Origin of the sequence: Hyphomonas sp. UBA3601, assembly GCF_002375605.1 — a bacterium.
GTDB lineage: Bacteria > Pseudomonadota > Alphaproteobacteria > Caulobacterales > Hyphomonadaceae > Hyphomonas.
Genome location: NZ_DFME01000086.1, coordinates 1 through 14,532 on the forward strand (window position 1 = coordinate 1; position 14,532 = coordinate 14,532).

Annotated in this window: 17 protein-coding genes; 10 read left to right on the forward strand and 7 right to left on the reverse strand. The window is 58.0% G+C overall.

The features are described from left to right. The coding region (locus B4F73_RS08770) for an undecaprenyl-diphosphate phosphatase (RefSeq protein ID WP_290483034.1) at positions 1-570 on the forward strand (570 nt) is incomplete at its 5' end. Between the two features lie 2 nt (positions 571-572). Here B4F73_RS08770 and B4F73_RS08775 read toward each other — a convergent pair. The 3 genes from B4F73_RS08775 to B4F73_RS08785 all read right to left on the reverse strand — a co-directional run bounded on the left by B4F73_RS08775 (position 573) and on the right by B4F73_RS08785 (position 3,855). Beyond that, on the reverse strand, positions 573-1,577 hold the full coding sequence (locus B4F73_RS08775) for a complex I NDUFA9 subunit family protein (RefSeq protein WP_290480302.1): 1,005 nt from the start codon (positions 1,575-1,577) through the stop codon (positions 573-575). Positions 1,578-1,736: 159 nt separating this feature from the next. Continuing rightward, positions 1,737-3,230 carry a glycerol-3-phosphate dehydrogenase gene (locus tag B4F73_RS08780; protein WP_290483035.1) on the reverse strand — a complete coding sequence of 498 codons (1,494 nt, stop codon included), beginning with the start codon at positions 3,228-3,230 and terminating at the stop codon, positions 1,737-1,739. A gap of 1 nt (position 3,231) precedes the next feature. Continuing rightward, positions 3,232-3,855: a DnaJ domain-containing protein gene (locus tag B4F73_RS08785; RefSeq protein WP_034812959.1), complete on the reverse strand. Its 624-nt coding sequence runs from the start codon at positions 3,853-3,855 to the stop codon at positions 3,232-3,234. A 31-nt stretch (positions 3,856-3,886) separates the two neighbouring features. Between B4F73_RS08785 and B4F73_RS08790 the strand changes: the two genes are divergently transcribed. Both B4F73_RS08790 and B4F73_RS08795 read left to right on the forward strand, forming a co-directional pair. Then, positions 3,887-4,159: a BolA/IbaG family iron-sulfur metabolism protein gene (locus tag B4F73_RS08790; RefSeq protein WP_034812955.1), complete on the forward strand. Its 273-nt coding sequence runs from the start codon at positions 3,887-3,889 to the stop codon at positions 4,157-4,159. Between the two features lie 78 nt (positions 4,160-4,237). Continuing rightward, a complete protein-coding gene (locus B4F73_RS08795; protein WP_290480300.1) occupies positions 4,238-4,582 on the forward strand; it encodes a hypothetical protein in 345 nt (114 codons plus the stop codon). Here B4F73_RS08795 and B4F73_RS08800 read toward each other — a convergent pair. The 3 genes from B4F73_RS08800 to B4F73_RS08810 are packed head-to-tail and all read right to left on the reverse strand — an operon-like array spanning position 4,562 to position 7,547. Further along, entirely contained in the window at positions 4,562-5,824 is a 1,263-nt protein-coding gene (locus B4F73_RS08800; protein ID WP_290480299.1) for an HlyC/CorC family transporter, read from the reverse strand. The two genes, B4F73_RS08795 and B4F73_RS08800, sit on opposite strands and share 21 nt — an antisense overlap. 23 nt (positions 5,825-5,847) lie before the next feature. Then, positions 5,848-6,990, reverse strand: a complete 1,143-nt coding sequence (gene aroB, locus B4F73_RS08805) for a 3-dehydroquinate synthase (RefSeq protein WP_206991764.1) — start codon at positions 6,988-6,990, stop codon at positions 5,848-5,850. Next, entirely contained in the window at positions 6,975-7,547 is a 573-nt protein-coding gene (locus B4F73_RS08810; protein WP_290483036.1) for a shikimate kinase, read from the reverse strand. Before B4F73_RS08810 ends, aroB begins: the two co-directional genes overlap by 16 nt. A 95-nt stretch (positions 7,548-7,642) precedes the next feature. Here B4F73_RS08810 and B4F73_RS08815 point away from each other — a divergent pair, with 95 nt between their 5' ends. The 5 genes from B4F73_RS08815 to B4F73_RS08835 all read left to right on the forward strand — a co-directional run bounded on the left by B4F73_RS08815 (position 7,643) and on the right by B4F73_RS08835 (position 12,668). Then, positions 7,643-7,777, forward strand: a complete 135-nt coding sequence (locus tag B4F73_RS08815) for a hypothetical protein (protein WP_256434941.1) — start codon at positions 7,643-7,645, stop codon at positions 7,775-7,777. Beyond that, on the forward strand, positions 7,767-9,371 hold the full coding sequence (locus B4F73_RS08820; protein ID WP_290483037.1) for a hypothetical protein: 1,605 nt from the start codon (positions 7,767-7,769) through the stop codon (positions 9,369-9,371). Before B4F73_RS08815 ends, B4F73_RS08820 begins: the two co-directional genes overlap by 11 nt. Positions 9,372-9,438: 67 nt before the next feature. Continuing rightward, entirely contained in the window at positions 9,439-11,394 is a 1,956-nt protein-coding gene (locus B4F73_RS08825; protein WP_290483038.1) for a DUF3604 domain-containing protein, read from the forward strand. Positions 11,395-11,434: 40 nt separating this feature from the next. Next, complete coding sequence (locus B4F73_RS08830; RefSeq protein WP_290483039.1) at positions 11,435-12,352, forward strand: tyrosine recombinase; 918 nt, start codon at positions 11,435-11,437, stop codon at positions 12,350-12,352. A gap of 91 nt (positions 12,353-12,443) precedes the next feature. After that, the gene (locus B4F73_RS08835; RefSeq protein ID WP_206991759.1) at positions 12,444-12,668 is read left to right on the forward strand and encodes a hypothetical protein; all 225 of its coding nucleotides are present in this window, start codon (positions 12,444-12,446) and stop codon (positions 12,666-12,668) included. On the opposite strand, the gene B4F73_RS08840 is transcribed toward B4F73_RS08835, so the two are convergent. Further along, entirely contained in the window at positions 12,669-12,842 is a 174-nt protein-coding gene (locus B4F73_RS08840; RefSeq protein ID WP_084333150.1) for a YqaE/Pmp3 family membrane protein, read from the reverse strand. A 211-nt stretch (positions 12,843-13,053) separates the two neighbouring features. Between B4F73_RS08840 and B4F73_RS08845 the strand changes: the two genes are divergently transcribed. Together B4F73_RS08845 and B4F73_RS08850 are read left to right on the forward strand one after the other, a co-directional pair. Continuing rightward, complete coding sequence (locus B4F73_RS08845; RefSeq protein ID WP_290483040.1) at positions 13,054-13,698, forward strand: putative 2OG-Fe(II) oxygenase; 645 nt, start codon at positions 13,054-13,056, stop codon at positions 13,696-13,698. Positions 13,699-13,762: 64 nt separating this feature from the next. Next, positions 13,763-14,532 (forward strand): HpcH/HpaI aldolase/citrate lyase family protein (locus B4F73_RS08850; RefSeq protein ID WP_290483041.1); only part of this gene is annotated, 770 nt, incomplete at its 3' end.

A 14,532-nucleotide genomic window follows, 5' to 3' on the forward strand; every position in this document is an offset into this window, starting at 1 on the left:
ATTGTTGCAACGCCGGTCGCCGTTCTGGTCGCATTCGCCTACGAAAAATTCCTGCCCGAAAGCATGCTGGAAAGCATGCGCAGCATCTATGTCGTCGCCGCCACAACGATCATCTTCGGCGCCCTGCTCTGGTGGGCCGATGTGAAAGGTACGCGCGATCGCAAGGAAGAAGACATGACGATGTGGCATGCTTTCCTGATCGGCGCGACCCAGGCGATCGCTGCAATCCTGCCAGGCACCAGCCGTTCCGGCATTACGATGACGGCCGCTCGTGCATTCGGGTATGACCGCACCGAGGCAGCGCGATTTTCAATGCTGATTGGCGCCCCAATCCTCGCCGCTGCCGGACTTTACGGAGCGATGGGATTGGTGACAGCCGATGCCACCGAAACCGTGCTGACCCTGAAGGATGGACTCATTGTGGCAAGCATCGCCTTCATCACGGGGCTGGCGTCCATCTGGTTCCTGATGTCGCTACTCAGCCGAATGAGCTTTCTGCCCTTCGTATTGTACCGCTTCGCACTTGGCGCCGTGCTGATACTGGGATCACCACTCGTCGGACTACTCTAGACTTAGGCCTCGGACGCCTTGTGAAACTCGCCATAGTCGCGGAACCGCCAGAGATAGGAAGGCACGATCGCTTCAACCGTTTCCAGCTCCGTGACGCCAAGATCCTTCAGCGTCAGCGCATCATCGGCGACCACATTGTCGGATTTAAGCATCTCGACCTGGTCTCCTGTGAGGGGCGGATCGCCGAGAAAGCCCCACGAGAATGGCGGAATATAGCGCCAGACAGCTGCTGTGAGATAACCCGCGGGCTTTGCGATGAAGAACGGCAACGGAATTTTGAACCGGCGCTTGTCAATCGTCTCGAGGATCACGTCATACAGTTCATTGAACGTGTAAATGCGGGGGCCGCCCAATTCGTAAGTCTTGCCTGCCGTGGCCGCATCATCCACCGCCACAGCAATCGCCTCGGCCACATCACCGGCATAGACCGGCTGGAAGCGAGTCGATCCACCGCCAATGGCCGGCAACAGGGGCAATACACTCATCAACGGGGACGTTGCCATCGCAGCAAAGCGGTTGAAGAACTCGTCTTCCGACGCAAACACAATGGATGGACGTAGAATGGTCGCTGTAGAAATGGCGTCGCGAACAGCGGCTTCAGCTTCTGCCTTTGTGCGTGCATAGTCAGCCGAGGAATCGGCATCAGCGCCGATGGCTGAAACTTGGACAAACCGTGCAATGCCTTTTTCGGCGGCAACTTGCGCCAGCAATCCAGCCCCTTCGCTCTGAGCCGACTCAAACGTCTGAGCGCCTTTCTCAAACATGATGCCAACAAGATTCACGACAGCGTCGGCGCCTTCCAGCGCGCGCTCGATCGATTCTCGATTGCGGATATTGGCCTGAATAATATCGACCCAGCCTGGAGGCCCCGCAAGACGAACATCCCCGGCAGTGTTCACGTGCCGACAGGCAACGCGCACACGCCAGCCCTTCTTGACGAGTTCACGGGCGGCATACCGTCCAATAAACCCCGACCCGCCGAAAACAGTTACCAAGCCTTTGGTCATCTTCAGTCTCTCTCAAAGCGACCGCAGCCGCGATAATCCGGATGGCGCCTTTGACCATAGAGCCGTTCGCCTGTCTACCAAGGCACGGCGGGCGAAACAGCGCGGCATGGCAGAATATACAGGTATGCCATCAACCTGTGCAGCGCAGCGTCAGAGCGGTCAGGCCTTCACTGCCATTTCAGTCGCCATCCATCCCGCGAACGCATCCCGCTCCGCCGCGCTCATGTGCAGGCCCAGCTTGGAACGACGCCACAGAATGTCATCTGCGGTTCGGGCAAACTCTACTTCAACAAGGTAGCGCGCCTCAGTTTCGGTCAGGCTCGCACCAAACTTTCGGCCAAGATCGCCGTCCGTTTCGGCTTGCCCCAACAAACGCCGCGCGTCGGTGCCGTAAGCGCGTGCTAGACGCTGCAGAAGGTTAGCGCTCAGCTTGGGATAATCCTGCCGCAATCCTTCATAGAAACCGTCGAAATCCGCGCGAGGCATGTCTCCGCCGGGAAGGTCAGCGTCGCGTGTCCACTCACCACCTGCCTCCGGAAAAACCTTATCCAGTGTCTGAAGCGCGTCTTCAGCCAATTCCCGATAGGTCGTTATCTTGCCCCCAAACACTGACAGGACCGGCGCTCCGCCGTCATCATCCAGTTTCAGGACATAGTCGCGCGTCACTTTGGAGGCGTTGGCAGCGTGGTCATCATATAGTGGGCGCACACCGGAATAGGTCGCCACCACATCTGCTGGAGTGATGGCCCGCTTGTAATACTCGCTCGCGCCCTTGCAGAGATACTCGATCTCATCAGGCGTAATTTTCACCTCGTCGCGATTTGCTTCATACGGAACGTCCGTCGTGCCGATCAGTGTGAACGCGCCGCGCTCATAGGGAATCGCGAACATGATTCGGCCATCACCATTCTGGAAGAAGTAGGCGTAGTCGCCTTCGTGCCAGCGCGGCACGATGATATGGCTACCCTTTACAAGTCGTAGGTGGGTCTCGTTTTTCTTTCCATGGTCGAGCCCCAGAACATCGTCGACCCAGGCACCTGCCGCATTGACGACCGCCCTGAATGACCGGGTCTCGGATCCTTTCGGACTTTCCAGCACTGCATCCCAATGGTCACCACTGCGCACAAGCGACGTACAGCGGGTACGCGTCATGACTTCAGCACCATGCGATTTCGCATCGACGGCGTTCAGCACGACAAGCCGCGAATCCTCGACCCAGCAATCAGAATACTCGAAAGCAAGCCGATATTCTTCCTTGAGCGAGTCAAGTCTGGCCGACGATTTGCGCCGAAGCGTTGTGGTTGCAGGCAACAATTTGCGTCCGCCAAGGTGATCATAGATGAACAGACCAAGTCGGATCAGCCAGGCAGGGCGAAGTTCCTTGTGGTGCGGCAGGACGAACCGCATTGGCCAGATTATGTGCGGCGCTGCCTTAAGCAGGATTTCGCGCTCGATCAGGGCCTTGCGCACCAGGCCGAAATCATACTGCTCCAGATAACGCAGCCCGCCATGAATCAACTTCGTGCTGGCTGACGATGTATGCTGGGCAAGGTCATCTTTTTCGCAGAGCACCACATCCAGCCCACGACCAGCAGCGTCGCGCGCGATCCCGGTTCCGTTGATCCCGCCGCCGATCACCAGGATATCGTGCATGTCAGCCCTTCATCAGGCCTGCGGCCTTCAGCAGCTTGCCGGCACGAAGGACGCGCTGGAGCTTGTGTTCTGATGACCGGTCGCCCTTGTTCGAATCCGGGTGGAACCGGCGAACATATTCTGCATAGCGCGCGCGAATCTCCGCTGGCTTTGCATCGGTTTCGAGATCGAGTTCCTTCAAGGCGCGCTTCTGCAGCGTGTTCCGGTGGCCGGACGAGGCCGACTCGCCACTCGCAACATCATCAACATTGAAGAACTTGCTGCCTGCCCAGCGCCGCGGGTCCAACTTCTGAGGTCCCTTTTCGCCGCGCATTGGACCTGTGCCAAATTTCCAGGTGCGCTTGTGACCATACCGCTCAGACCGGGCGAACGAAGCGGCCTCGGCCTGCGACATGCCTTCAAAGAAATCAAAGCTGCGATTGTACTCTGCTGCATGCGCCTGGCAGAAATAATGACGACCATTCCCCTGACGCTTGGGCGCAGGATGGGTCCCCTCAAGATCACATTGCTTGTGGTCGCAGACACGAGTCTTCTGCGCACGCGCACGGGAAGCCTCGTCTTTAGGAGGCTTGATGCGTATATCTTTGAACTTAACGCGATAGGAAAATGGGTCACCGTCAGACATGACCCGGCATAATAGGGAGTGCAGGTTAAAGATGCCACAGCCAAGTGACAGGTTATCGCGAATTCGTGAGCTTTTAACTGAAGCTTTTCACCCGGTAGAGCTGATTATTACCGATGACAGCCAAAAACATGCAGGTCATGCAGGCGCCGCGCCTGGTGGAGAGACGCATTACACCGTGCGAATCACGTCCTCGGCATTCGAAGGTCTGTCCCGCGTCCAAGCCCAACGCGCGATCATGTTGACGCTGCAGTCCGAATTTGATTCCGGCTTGCACGCACTCGCCCTACACGCGAAAGCGGCATGAATCTTGAAAAATCCGACTCCACGCGGAACCGAAATATGACTCGATCATTAATTTCGCAGCCGTCGAGGAGAACGGGTGATGGTACAGAAACTCATGACTGCCGCCGCAATAGGCGCAATGATTGCAGGTTCAGCGATTGCGGAGACACCTTCCGACAAGGTGAATCTCGGCATGATGCACTGGATTCGCGACACGGTTTGCACTCAGGATAGAGAGATAGTCTTCGTTCCGGTGTCCCATGACGTCCCAACGCTCAGCGGCGAGTGGGCTGTTATCGCCATGGACAATCCCGATCCAGACTCCGCCCACATCGTGACGCTCACCGAGAAGAACTGGCTGAAGGCCAATGGCTGCGACGAAGATCCGTCGCCGCAGATGCATATGGCCAGCCGAGAGCCGAAATCAGGCCGTCTCGGCCTCTGATATGTTCAGGCCAGTGACCTGGTTTCGCTGACGCCTGAGTATGTTGAAGCGATACCCGTGAAAGACAAAGCTCTGTCCAGGCTCGGGAATGGTCTGCGCCTCGTGAATGACCAAGCCTGCAACGGTTACGGCTTCTTCATCTGGCAAGTTCCAGCCTGTCGCCCTGTTCAGGTCCCGAATAGGTACCCATCCATCCACGTTGACTGATCCATTTGGCTGGGGACGCACACCCTGAACGGCCACATCATGCTCGTCATGGATATGACCGACGATCTCTTCCAGAATGTCTTCCAGCGTAATCAGCCCCTGAAGCTCGCCATACTCGTCAACAACCAACGCGAAGTGACTCCGTTTTTGAAGAAATGCGTCGAGTTGGTCCTGTACTGGTGTTGTCTCCGGCACAAACCACGGCTTGCGCAAGATCGAGTCGAGATCGAGCGCGCTCAGGTCGCCGCCAAGCGGCAGCGCCGCCCGCAACAGGTCCTTTGCGTGCAAAATGCCGACAATCTCCTCCTTCTCGCCCCGGTATAGCGGTAGGCGCGTATGCGGGCTGGCGAGCGCTTTGGTTACCAACTGCCGAGGCTCAGTATCCGCATTCAACATGCGAATGTTTTTCCGATGGATCATCACGTCTTCGACGGTCAGCTCCTTCAAATCGAGCGCCCCGACCAGTCGCAGACGATCTTCAGCTCCGACACCTCCTTCGGAGGCGTGTAGGTCAATCGCACCGCGAATTTCCTGTTCCGCCGTGACGAGTTCAGCAGGCGCACCAAGGCCGAGGATCTTCAATGTGATGGTGACGACAAATTGGATCAGTTTCACAATCCACGCCACAGCCCAAACCAGACCACTGATCGGCCGCGCTACGCTCATCGCCATAGTGTCGGGACGCGTGATCGCATAAGTTTTCGGCAGGACTTCGGCAAACACCAGTACCAGAATCGTCATCACGCCGGTCGCCAGCACCAGCGCGACACCGCCCGGTCCGAACAATGAGGTAAACAGCGACGTGGCAAGCACCGAGGCGAGGATGTTTACCAGGTTGTTGCCCAACAAGATCGCACCAATCAGATTTTCGCGATTACTGATCAGGCGATTCACTGTCTCGGCCCGCTTGTCACCATCCTTTTCAAGCTGGTGCATGCGCGCACGCGACGCGGCCGTCAGCGCCGTCTCAGACCCCGAAAAGAAGCCTGACATGCCGAGCAGCACGAAAATTGAGATGATGTAACCGGCAATCATGGGTGGGGTCTCATATGTGTGGATCAGCTCTCCAGCAATTCGCTACGGAGAAATGCTTCGACGGACGCAAGATCCGCATCCTTGTGGATGTAGGACTGGCCAATACCGCGTGCGAGGATCAAGGGTACTTTGCCGCCGCTGGCTTTCTTGTCCTGCTGCATTAGCTCGACCAGTCGCGCAGCGATGTAAGGCCCACCCTGACGTCCCGGAATGCTTGATTGCAACCCCGTCGCATTGAGGTGCGCCGTCACACGGTCTGCATCGGATTGCGGCGTGATACGCTGACTTGCGCCATAGCGAAATGCGAGCGCCATGCCGATGGCAACGGCCTCGCCGTGCAACAGATCCGGCGCATAGCCGTTTGCCGCCTCAAGTGCATGGCCAAACGTGTGGCCGAGGTTAAGCAGCGCCCGGACGCCGGTTTCGCGCTCGTCTTCCGCAACGATGGCCGCTTTGGCACGACAGCTGGTGGCAACCGCTTGCGCTATTGCCGCTGGGTCCAGTGCCAGCACCGCTTCGCCATGCTCTTCAAGCCACGCAAAGAAACCCGGATCATTGATCAATCCATATTTCACGATCTCGGCGTAACCAGCGCGCAGCTCTCGCGGCGGCAGCGTTTCAAGCAGGGACGTATCAGCTATCACCAATTGCGGCTGATAGAATGCACCAATCGAATTCTTCCCGCGCGGCGTGTTCACCGCGGTCTTGCCGCCGACCGAGGAATCGACCTGGGCCAACAGGGTCGTCGGCACCTGCACGAATTTCATGCCGCGCTTCATAAGGCTGGCTGCAAGCCCCGTAATATCACCGATCACGCCACCACCGAGCGCAATGAGTACATCGCTGCGGTCAGCAGAGGCCTCAAGTAACCAGTCGAGGATCTCTTCGAGATTGGAAAACGACTTCGTTTTCTCGCCCGGCGTCAGGGATTTCCAATGCGTCGTCACACCGGTTGACCGAAGCGCCTCATCCAGTCGATGTCGGTGCATCCGCTCGACCGTCTCATCTGTCAGCACGAAGACCCGCGGCTGTTTGATCATGGCCGACACGCGCGCACCGAGCTGGTCCAGCGCGCCGTGGCCGACGAGAATGTCATAGCTGCGATCTTCGAGCTCGACCGTGACGGTCTCAAGCGGTGGTGCGGTCACGTTCACTTCGGTGTCCATGTCTGGAGGGCCTTGTATATGGCATTGACGGTGGCCGCGTGCGGTCCGTCCTTTGACGGCACGACGAGATCGGCTTGGGAATAGATCGGCTCGCGCTCTGCCAACAGATTGGTCAGTACGTCCTTCGCATCCGGACGCCTCAGCAAGGGACGCGTATCGCGCTTCTGGACACGTCGCCAAAGAGTTTCGAGATCAGCATTCAGCCAGATGGTGACCGCGTTCTTCTGCATCAACAGGCGGGTCTCATCATTCAGGTAGGCACCCCCGCCCGTAGCCAACACGTGGGGAGGCAACTCCAATAGCCGCTTCAACACCTGATGCTCCCCGCGCCGAAAATCCTCTTCTCCGTGCAGTTTGAAAATATCGGTTATTGATAGGCCCGCCGCCTTCTCGATCTCCGAATCACTGTCATAAAACTCTCGGCCCAATCGTTCGGCCAAGCGGCGCCCGACGGTAGATTTTCCTGCCCCCATCAAACCGACAAGCGCGACGGTTCGCGACATGTAGGGCAATGTCGCGTCAACCGGTCTGGAAGTACTGTCACTGTCAGAAGGCATTCTGGACTTTCGGGCTCCGTTCGGTACTTGTCCTATAGTTGCTGTCGCGCCTTCGCAATCCAGCGCCGGAATTCTGTATCTAGGGGTAAATAGCCATGCGCAAGTTTCTGATCCTTTTAGGCCTGCTGGCAATACTTGTCCTCGGCGCGGCCTGGTGGCTGGGCGGACAGGCCGAAAAGGGTAAACCAGAGCCCGGTGAAGTCCGCATCGAGGTCGACAATGTCCTTTAAGGGCGTTGTCTCGGTCGTGTGCCTCATCCTCGCCGGGAGCTTACCGGCAGGCGCGCAAATCGAGGATTCCGGTCTAGAGCTGGTGAATCCGTGGGGAATGAGCTTCCTCGAGGCGGGCGAGCCTTCCCTGCCAACCGATATGTGGCGCGCGTCCGACGCTGATGATTTGCTGCCATTGATGCGAGATGTCCGCACACACGACCTGACACCGGCTGAACGCACGTTGATGCAACGCATGGCCCTGTCGCCTGCCACACCACCAGCGGGAATGCAGGAACCCCTGCTAAGGGCCGAGCGGGCACGTATCATGTACGACCTCGGCGAAGCCCAAGCCGCAGCCACCCTCATGGCACGACTCGATACTCCTCCTCCTGGCCTCGACGCGGATGAAATCGTTGCAGATCTCAATCTTGCGCTGGGCAATGAAGCAACAGCCTGCGATATGCTGAATGCGCCAGACCGTCTTTCAGGTTATTGGGCCAAATTGCGCGCGGTCTGCGCGGCACTGCAAGGCAATACTGCCGGCGCAGAACTCGCGATTGAAATGGCCTTGCAACAGGATGCCGTCGATTCCTGGCTTCTGGCCGCTGTGTTTGCGACATCCGGCGAACTGCCTGACGCGCCAGAGGCAGATTACTCTTCGGGACTGAACCTTGCCATCTCTGCCGAGGCGGGCCTCACGCCTCCGGAGGCACCCGTCCCCGCGAATCGTCCCGACCTTGCAGCCGCAATGGCCCTGCATCCGAAATTGCCAATCACTCTGCGTGTTCAATCCGCAGGAATGGCCAGCCAAGCTGGCATGCTGGAGACGGATGATTATCAGGCACTCTTCCTCAAGCTGATATCCGAACCGGGCTTCGTGCCCTCTACGCCTTTGGAGAGCGCGCTCTATGCAGCGCGCGATCCGCTTGTCACTGATGAAGATCGCGCTTTTGCGCTCGCCGCAGCACTGGAAGGCGCTATGGACACACCAGCCCATTTCAGCGCGGTCGCGCGGCTATTATGGGAAGAAATCGAACGCCTACCGATCAACACTTTCACGGCAGCCAACGCTCCGATCTTCGCGCGGGCTGCGCTGGCCACCGACCATTACACTGCCGCCAAGGACTGGTCATCCGCCAATACGATGGAAGGCGCGCGCGAAGATGGCAGCTTTGATGCCGCACTCATGTCGGCTCTGGTGACACTTGCGGGCAGCGAGACGACACGCAACGCCAGCGACTATATTGGAGAACGTCTAGCCACACTTGCCGAGTCTGACCTGCAAAAGCAGACCGCTGCTCGTCTTTTCGCATTATGGACCGCTCTCGGCATTGCGCCCCCGGCGGATGCGCGCCGCTTGATCGTGAATGCGCCCGAACGCAAATCCACCCCGGAAATAGATTTGCAATTGGTAGGCGTGCTTGCCTCCGCTGAGGCAGATGCTGCAGGAGAGGTTATTCTGTCCACGGTAGGCATGACCAAAGGCGATCCGACCGCACTCGATGACGCCAGCCTACTCTTGCTCCTGAAAGCACTGCAACGGATCGGCGCAGAGGATGCCGCCCGGGAGATGGCATTGGAATCAACTGGCTACTGGAAGGCGCTCAACTAGAAATTTCCCGAATTTCGTTGATCTTGCCTCCAGAAGGCTGATGGTGGACGAAAAACGGGAGGAATCGATGAGGGTATCCATACTGGCCGGGGCGTCTGCACTGGCACTTGCAGCCACGGCATGTGGGGCGCCAGACAAGACACAATCCCAAGCATCCGAACCAGAGCCCGCACCGGCTGCGATTGCCACGGCGAGCTCAACATCAATAGATTCCGCTGACAGGACTGCATTATTCGGCGACCTGCACGTCCATACCGGACAGTCCTTTGACGCCTTCATATCGTCCGTTCGGGCAACACCCGATGACGCATATCGCTATGCAAAGGGCGAGAAAATAATCACCGACGGCGGTTACGAGATCCAGTTGGACAGCCCGCTCGATTTTCTGGCCGTCACAGATCATGGCGAATATCTCGGCATCATGCCGGTCATGGCAACGCCCGGTACGAATCTGTCGCGCACGAATTTCGCAAAATCCGTATTTGGACCGGACGCGACGAACCCTGCCCAGTCATTCCATAATGTGGGCATCACCATCGTGACGGGCGAAGAAGTGGATGAGATCTACGATCGAGACGTCATCGACTCGGCCTGGATGAAGAACATTGAGACGGCCGAACGCCACAATGAGCCCGGCAAGTTCACCGCCTTCTCCGGCTACGAATTCACCGCCATGACAGAGGTCATGGACTCGGAAGTTCCCGCCGCAGCGAACCTGCACCGGAACGTCATATTTCGTGGAGACGCGCCGGACCGGCTTTTTTCCACCCTCGACTCCCCAAATCCGGAAGACTTGTGGGCCTGGATGGATGCGCGGCGCGCTGAGGGTCTGGATGTCATCTCCATCCCGCACAATTCCAACGCATCCAATGGCGAAATGTTTGCGTCCGAAACCTATGAGGGCGGTCAGTTGACTGCAGATTATGCGATCACCCGCATGCGCAACGAACCGGTAATTGAAATCTCCCAGGTCAAAGGCACCTCGGAAGTCCACCCAGCACTATCCCCGAATGACGAATGGGCAAACTTCGAGATCTACGACACCTTGGTTGGAAGCGCCGCAAAGTCGACGCCGCACCTCGGAGGTTTCGCCCGCAACGCGTTGGCGCGTGGACTGGGTTTCGAAGAAACAGAGAGCTTCAACCCTTACAAGTTCGGCTTCATTGGCTCCAGCGATACACATATCGGCGCCGGGTCTTTCGATGAGAAGAACTTTACTGGCAAGTTCCCCCAAGACGGATCCAATCCTGAGTTCCGACATTCCGTCCCACCAGCAGGTGCGGACAGTTGGGACGGTGTTGTATCGCTGAATAGCTTGCCGCCCGGCGCGGTAAAGCCCAGCATGCGACGCAAGCTGTCTGCCGGCAAGTACAGCGCATCCGGGCTGGCCGGCGTATGGGCCGACGAAAATACGCGGGATGCCATCTTCGACGCCATTCGTCGCAAGGAGACGTTCGGCACGTCCGGGCCGCGCATAAAAGCACGCATGTTTGCCGGATACGGATTTGATCAGGAAATGTTGGCAGATCCGGACCTGGTGTCAGCAGCCTACCGCACTGGCGTGCCACAGGGCGGCGACCTGGTCGGAAATCAGCAAGCCCCGTCATTTCTCGCTTGGGCGATTCGGGATCCGGCTTCTTATCCGCTGCAGCGTTTGCAGGTCATCAAAGTGTGGACCGATGCCCAGGGCAAGGCGCATGAGGCCGTCTACGATGCTGCATGTTCCGGAAATGTCGAACCAGATTCGGACACGCACCGGTGCCCCGACAATGGTGCCAATGTAGACATATCCGACTGCTCTACACGCCCCGGCAGTGGCGTTGGCGAGTTAAAAACACTGTGGACTGACCCAAACTACGATCCGACGCGCCGCGCAGCTTATTACGTCCGCGTTCTCGAGAATCCATCTTGTCGCTGGTCGACATGGGACGCGGTACGTAACGGATCACCACCCAATCCCGACATGCCCGTTCTCGTTCAGGAGCGGGCTTGGACATCGCCGATCTGGGTCAAACCGGAATGATGTTCACGCAATTTTAGGCGCGGCGCGCCAAGGTCGGGCAATGTCTGACCGCGCGCGCATCGAAGCCTTCCTTGAAATGATGTCTGCAGAGCGCGGCTCATCCGCAAATACGCTGGACGCCTATGGACGGGACTTGCTGGACGCATCCGAATTTTGTGGTGGCGGGTTATGTGATGCTGAAGGAAGTGAAATTTCAGGCTGGCTGAGAGATTTGTCCAAGCGAGGCATGGCTCCATCGTCGCAAGCCAGAAAGCTGTCCGCGGTCCGACGCTTCTTTCGCTTCCTGTTTGAGGAAGGAGACCGCAAGGATGATCCCACCGCGAAGATTGACGGCCCAAAGCCCGGCCGGGACGTGCCCGATGTCCTGTCTCGCGAAGAGATGGCTCGTCTGCTGGATTGCTGCGGCGACGATTTGAGGCTGAAATGTCTTGTGGAGCTGCTCTATGGGGCGGGCCTGCGGGCAACAGAACTTGTCTCTCTCAAACTCGGCCAATTGCCGAGGCGCAAGGAAGCCCGCTGGGTCACAACGGATGTGATCGTTCGCGGCAAAGGCGGCAAGGAAAGGTTGTGCCCACTGGGGCGCCCCGCTTTGCGCGGGCTTACAGATTGGCTGAAAGTACGCGAAGATCACTTGCCGGAAGCCTCACTTACAAGGAGCCGAGCTGAACCCTTTGTGTTTCCGTCGCGAGGAAAATCAGGACATCTCACCCGCCGCCGCCTGGGACAGTTGCTCGAAGCCTTGGCACTGAAAGCCGGTATCCGCCCGGATAGAGTCCACCCGCACGCGTTGCGGCACGCTTATGCAACTCACCTGCTCATGGGGGGCGCCGATCTGAGAAGCGTCCAGACATTGCTGGGCCATGCCGATATCGCGACGACACAAATCTACACGCACGTCCTGACGGACGAGCTCGCGGAGCTTCTCGAAACAGCGCACCCCTTGGCCACAAAGATTTAGCACGAGAAAAAGTTTTCAGCATTGCTGAAACCGGGAGTCATGCCGATATATGACGACGCGAGTTCGCAATGCTTTTGTATGGACGTCTCAGATGAAACGCTTTCTGAATGCTCTTATTCCAACCATCCTGATCTCGGAAATCGCCGCGATCACCTTCATGACAGCGACTTGGGCTATCCTGTCCGAGCTTCATGCAGGACTGAACGTCATCATAGGCGGGGAGGTTGTCACCGCGATCGGAGTCGCAGCTCTTACCGTAGCGGTGTTCCGCCGGGCATCGCGGCCCGACGTAGAAACCGCCTCGGCAGAAGAGTGATCAGGCGGCGGTAGCGGATCCGCGCGACGCGACCCAAAAGGCATGAACAACGCCGGGCAGCCAGCCAATCAGTGTCAGTAGCACGTTGAGCAGGAATTGAAGCCCAATGCCTTCCTTGATCGCAACTGCGACAGGTGGGAGAAATATTGTGAGTAGGATCATGAGCAGGGACATGCAGGGTTTCCTTTTTGGATAAGCTACCCCTGCAACGCCCGGAACAGGTGAAAGTTCCCTGCCTGGCGTTCCACAAATGATTTCGACTTTTCCCGAGATCGACGTTGACCCCGGTTCAGCTGCGGGTTTAGACACCCGCTGAGGGCGTTTCCATCAAGTATAGTAACGACCGCACCGGGTGAGGTGTGCGGCCGCGCGACGGGAGTCCGCTGTGTCGGCCATATTCACGCCTTCTGGCGAGAAGGAATTCTTTACGCCCTTTGGCCCCATGATGGGCTATGTCCGCATACCGCCTGCGCTGGTCGCCCATCTGAACGCCTCTATGAGTGAACAGCTGGAAGATCATTCGGGCAGCCTTGTGGGCAAGGTCCGGCAGGAACTCCGTTTTCCCAAATCCCTCGTGGACGCCACCGCCGCTGCGCTCGGCAACGCGCTGATCGAGTACCATATTCGCGCCAGCCGCCGTGGTTCATTCGGCGACTATGACCATACGACCAAGCGCTTTGAGCTGAACGTCATGGCCGGATGGTTCGTCCGCCAGTTTGCACATGAGTATAACCCGCTCCACATCCATACCGGATGCGCGCTCTCATGCGTCGGTTATCTGAAACTGCCGGACGGGATTGATCAGGAATGGGCCGAGGACGACCTCGACCATCATCCTTCTCACGGACATCTTCAGTTCGCGCACGGCACCGACACCCATTACTCGGTATCGAACTTCATGATCCGCCCACGCGTCGGGGATTTCTATATATTTCCATCCTACATGTTCCACAGTGTCTATCCGTTCAAGTCGCCGGGCGAGCGTCGCTCCTTCAGCATGAATCTCTCTGTCGTCGAATCATCGGCCTGAGCCTTTCTGTCTGATTGACGCGGCACAACCGCCCTCTATGTTGCGCCGCAACAAGGAGGAACGCATGAGCACGAAAACACCAAGAGACTTCTTCAAGCCCCTGGCCATCGGTGCGCCCGCCCCGATGCACGACCTGCCCATCAGGCTGGAGCGGATGATCCATTTTGTCCCGCCGCATCTGGACAAGGTCCGGGCCAAGGTGCCGACCATGGCCGAAGGCGTGGATGTGATGCTCGCAAATCTTGAGGATGCCATCCCCGCTGACGCCAAGGATGCTGCTCGCGCCGGCGCTATCGAAATGGCGTCCATGTACGATTGGCAAGGCAAGGGAACGGGCTTCTGGAGCCGCGTGAACCCGCTGAACTCCCCGTGGTTTCAGGAAGATGTGAGTGAACTGGTTCTAAAAGCCGGTCATCAGCTGGACGTGATCATGCTGCCAAAGGTCGAAGGTCCCTGGGACATCCATTTCGCCGATCAGTATGTTGCACAATTGGAGGCAAAGGCGGGTCTCACGCGGCCGATCCTGTTCCACGCCATTCTTGAAACGGCCCAGGGGATGGCACGCGTAGAAGAAATCGCACTGGCCAGTCCGCGCATGCAGGGTATCAGCCTGGGCCCGGCAGACCTGGCTGCGGACCGTAAGATGAAGACCACTCGCGTCGGGGGTGGCCATCCCTTCTACCGCGTAATCGACGATCCGAATGAAGATGGCAGCCCACGCGACTCAGCCCAGCAGGATCCTTGGCACTATACGATCGCCCGTATGGTTGATGCCTGCCGGATGGCAGGGATCAACGCCTTCTATGGTCCGTTTGGCGATATTGCCGATCTTGA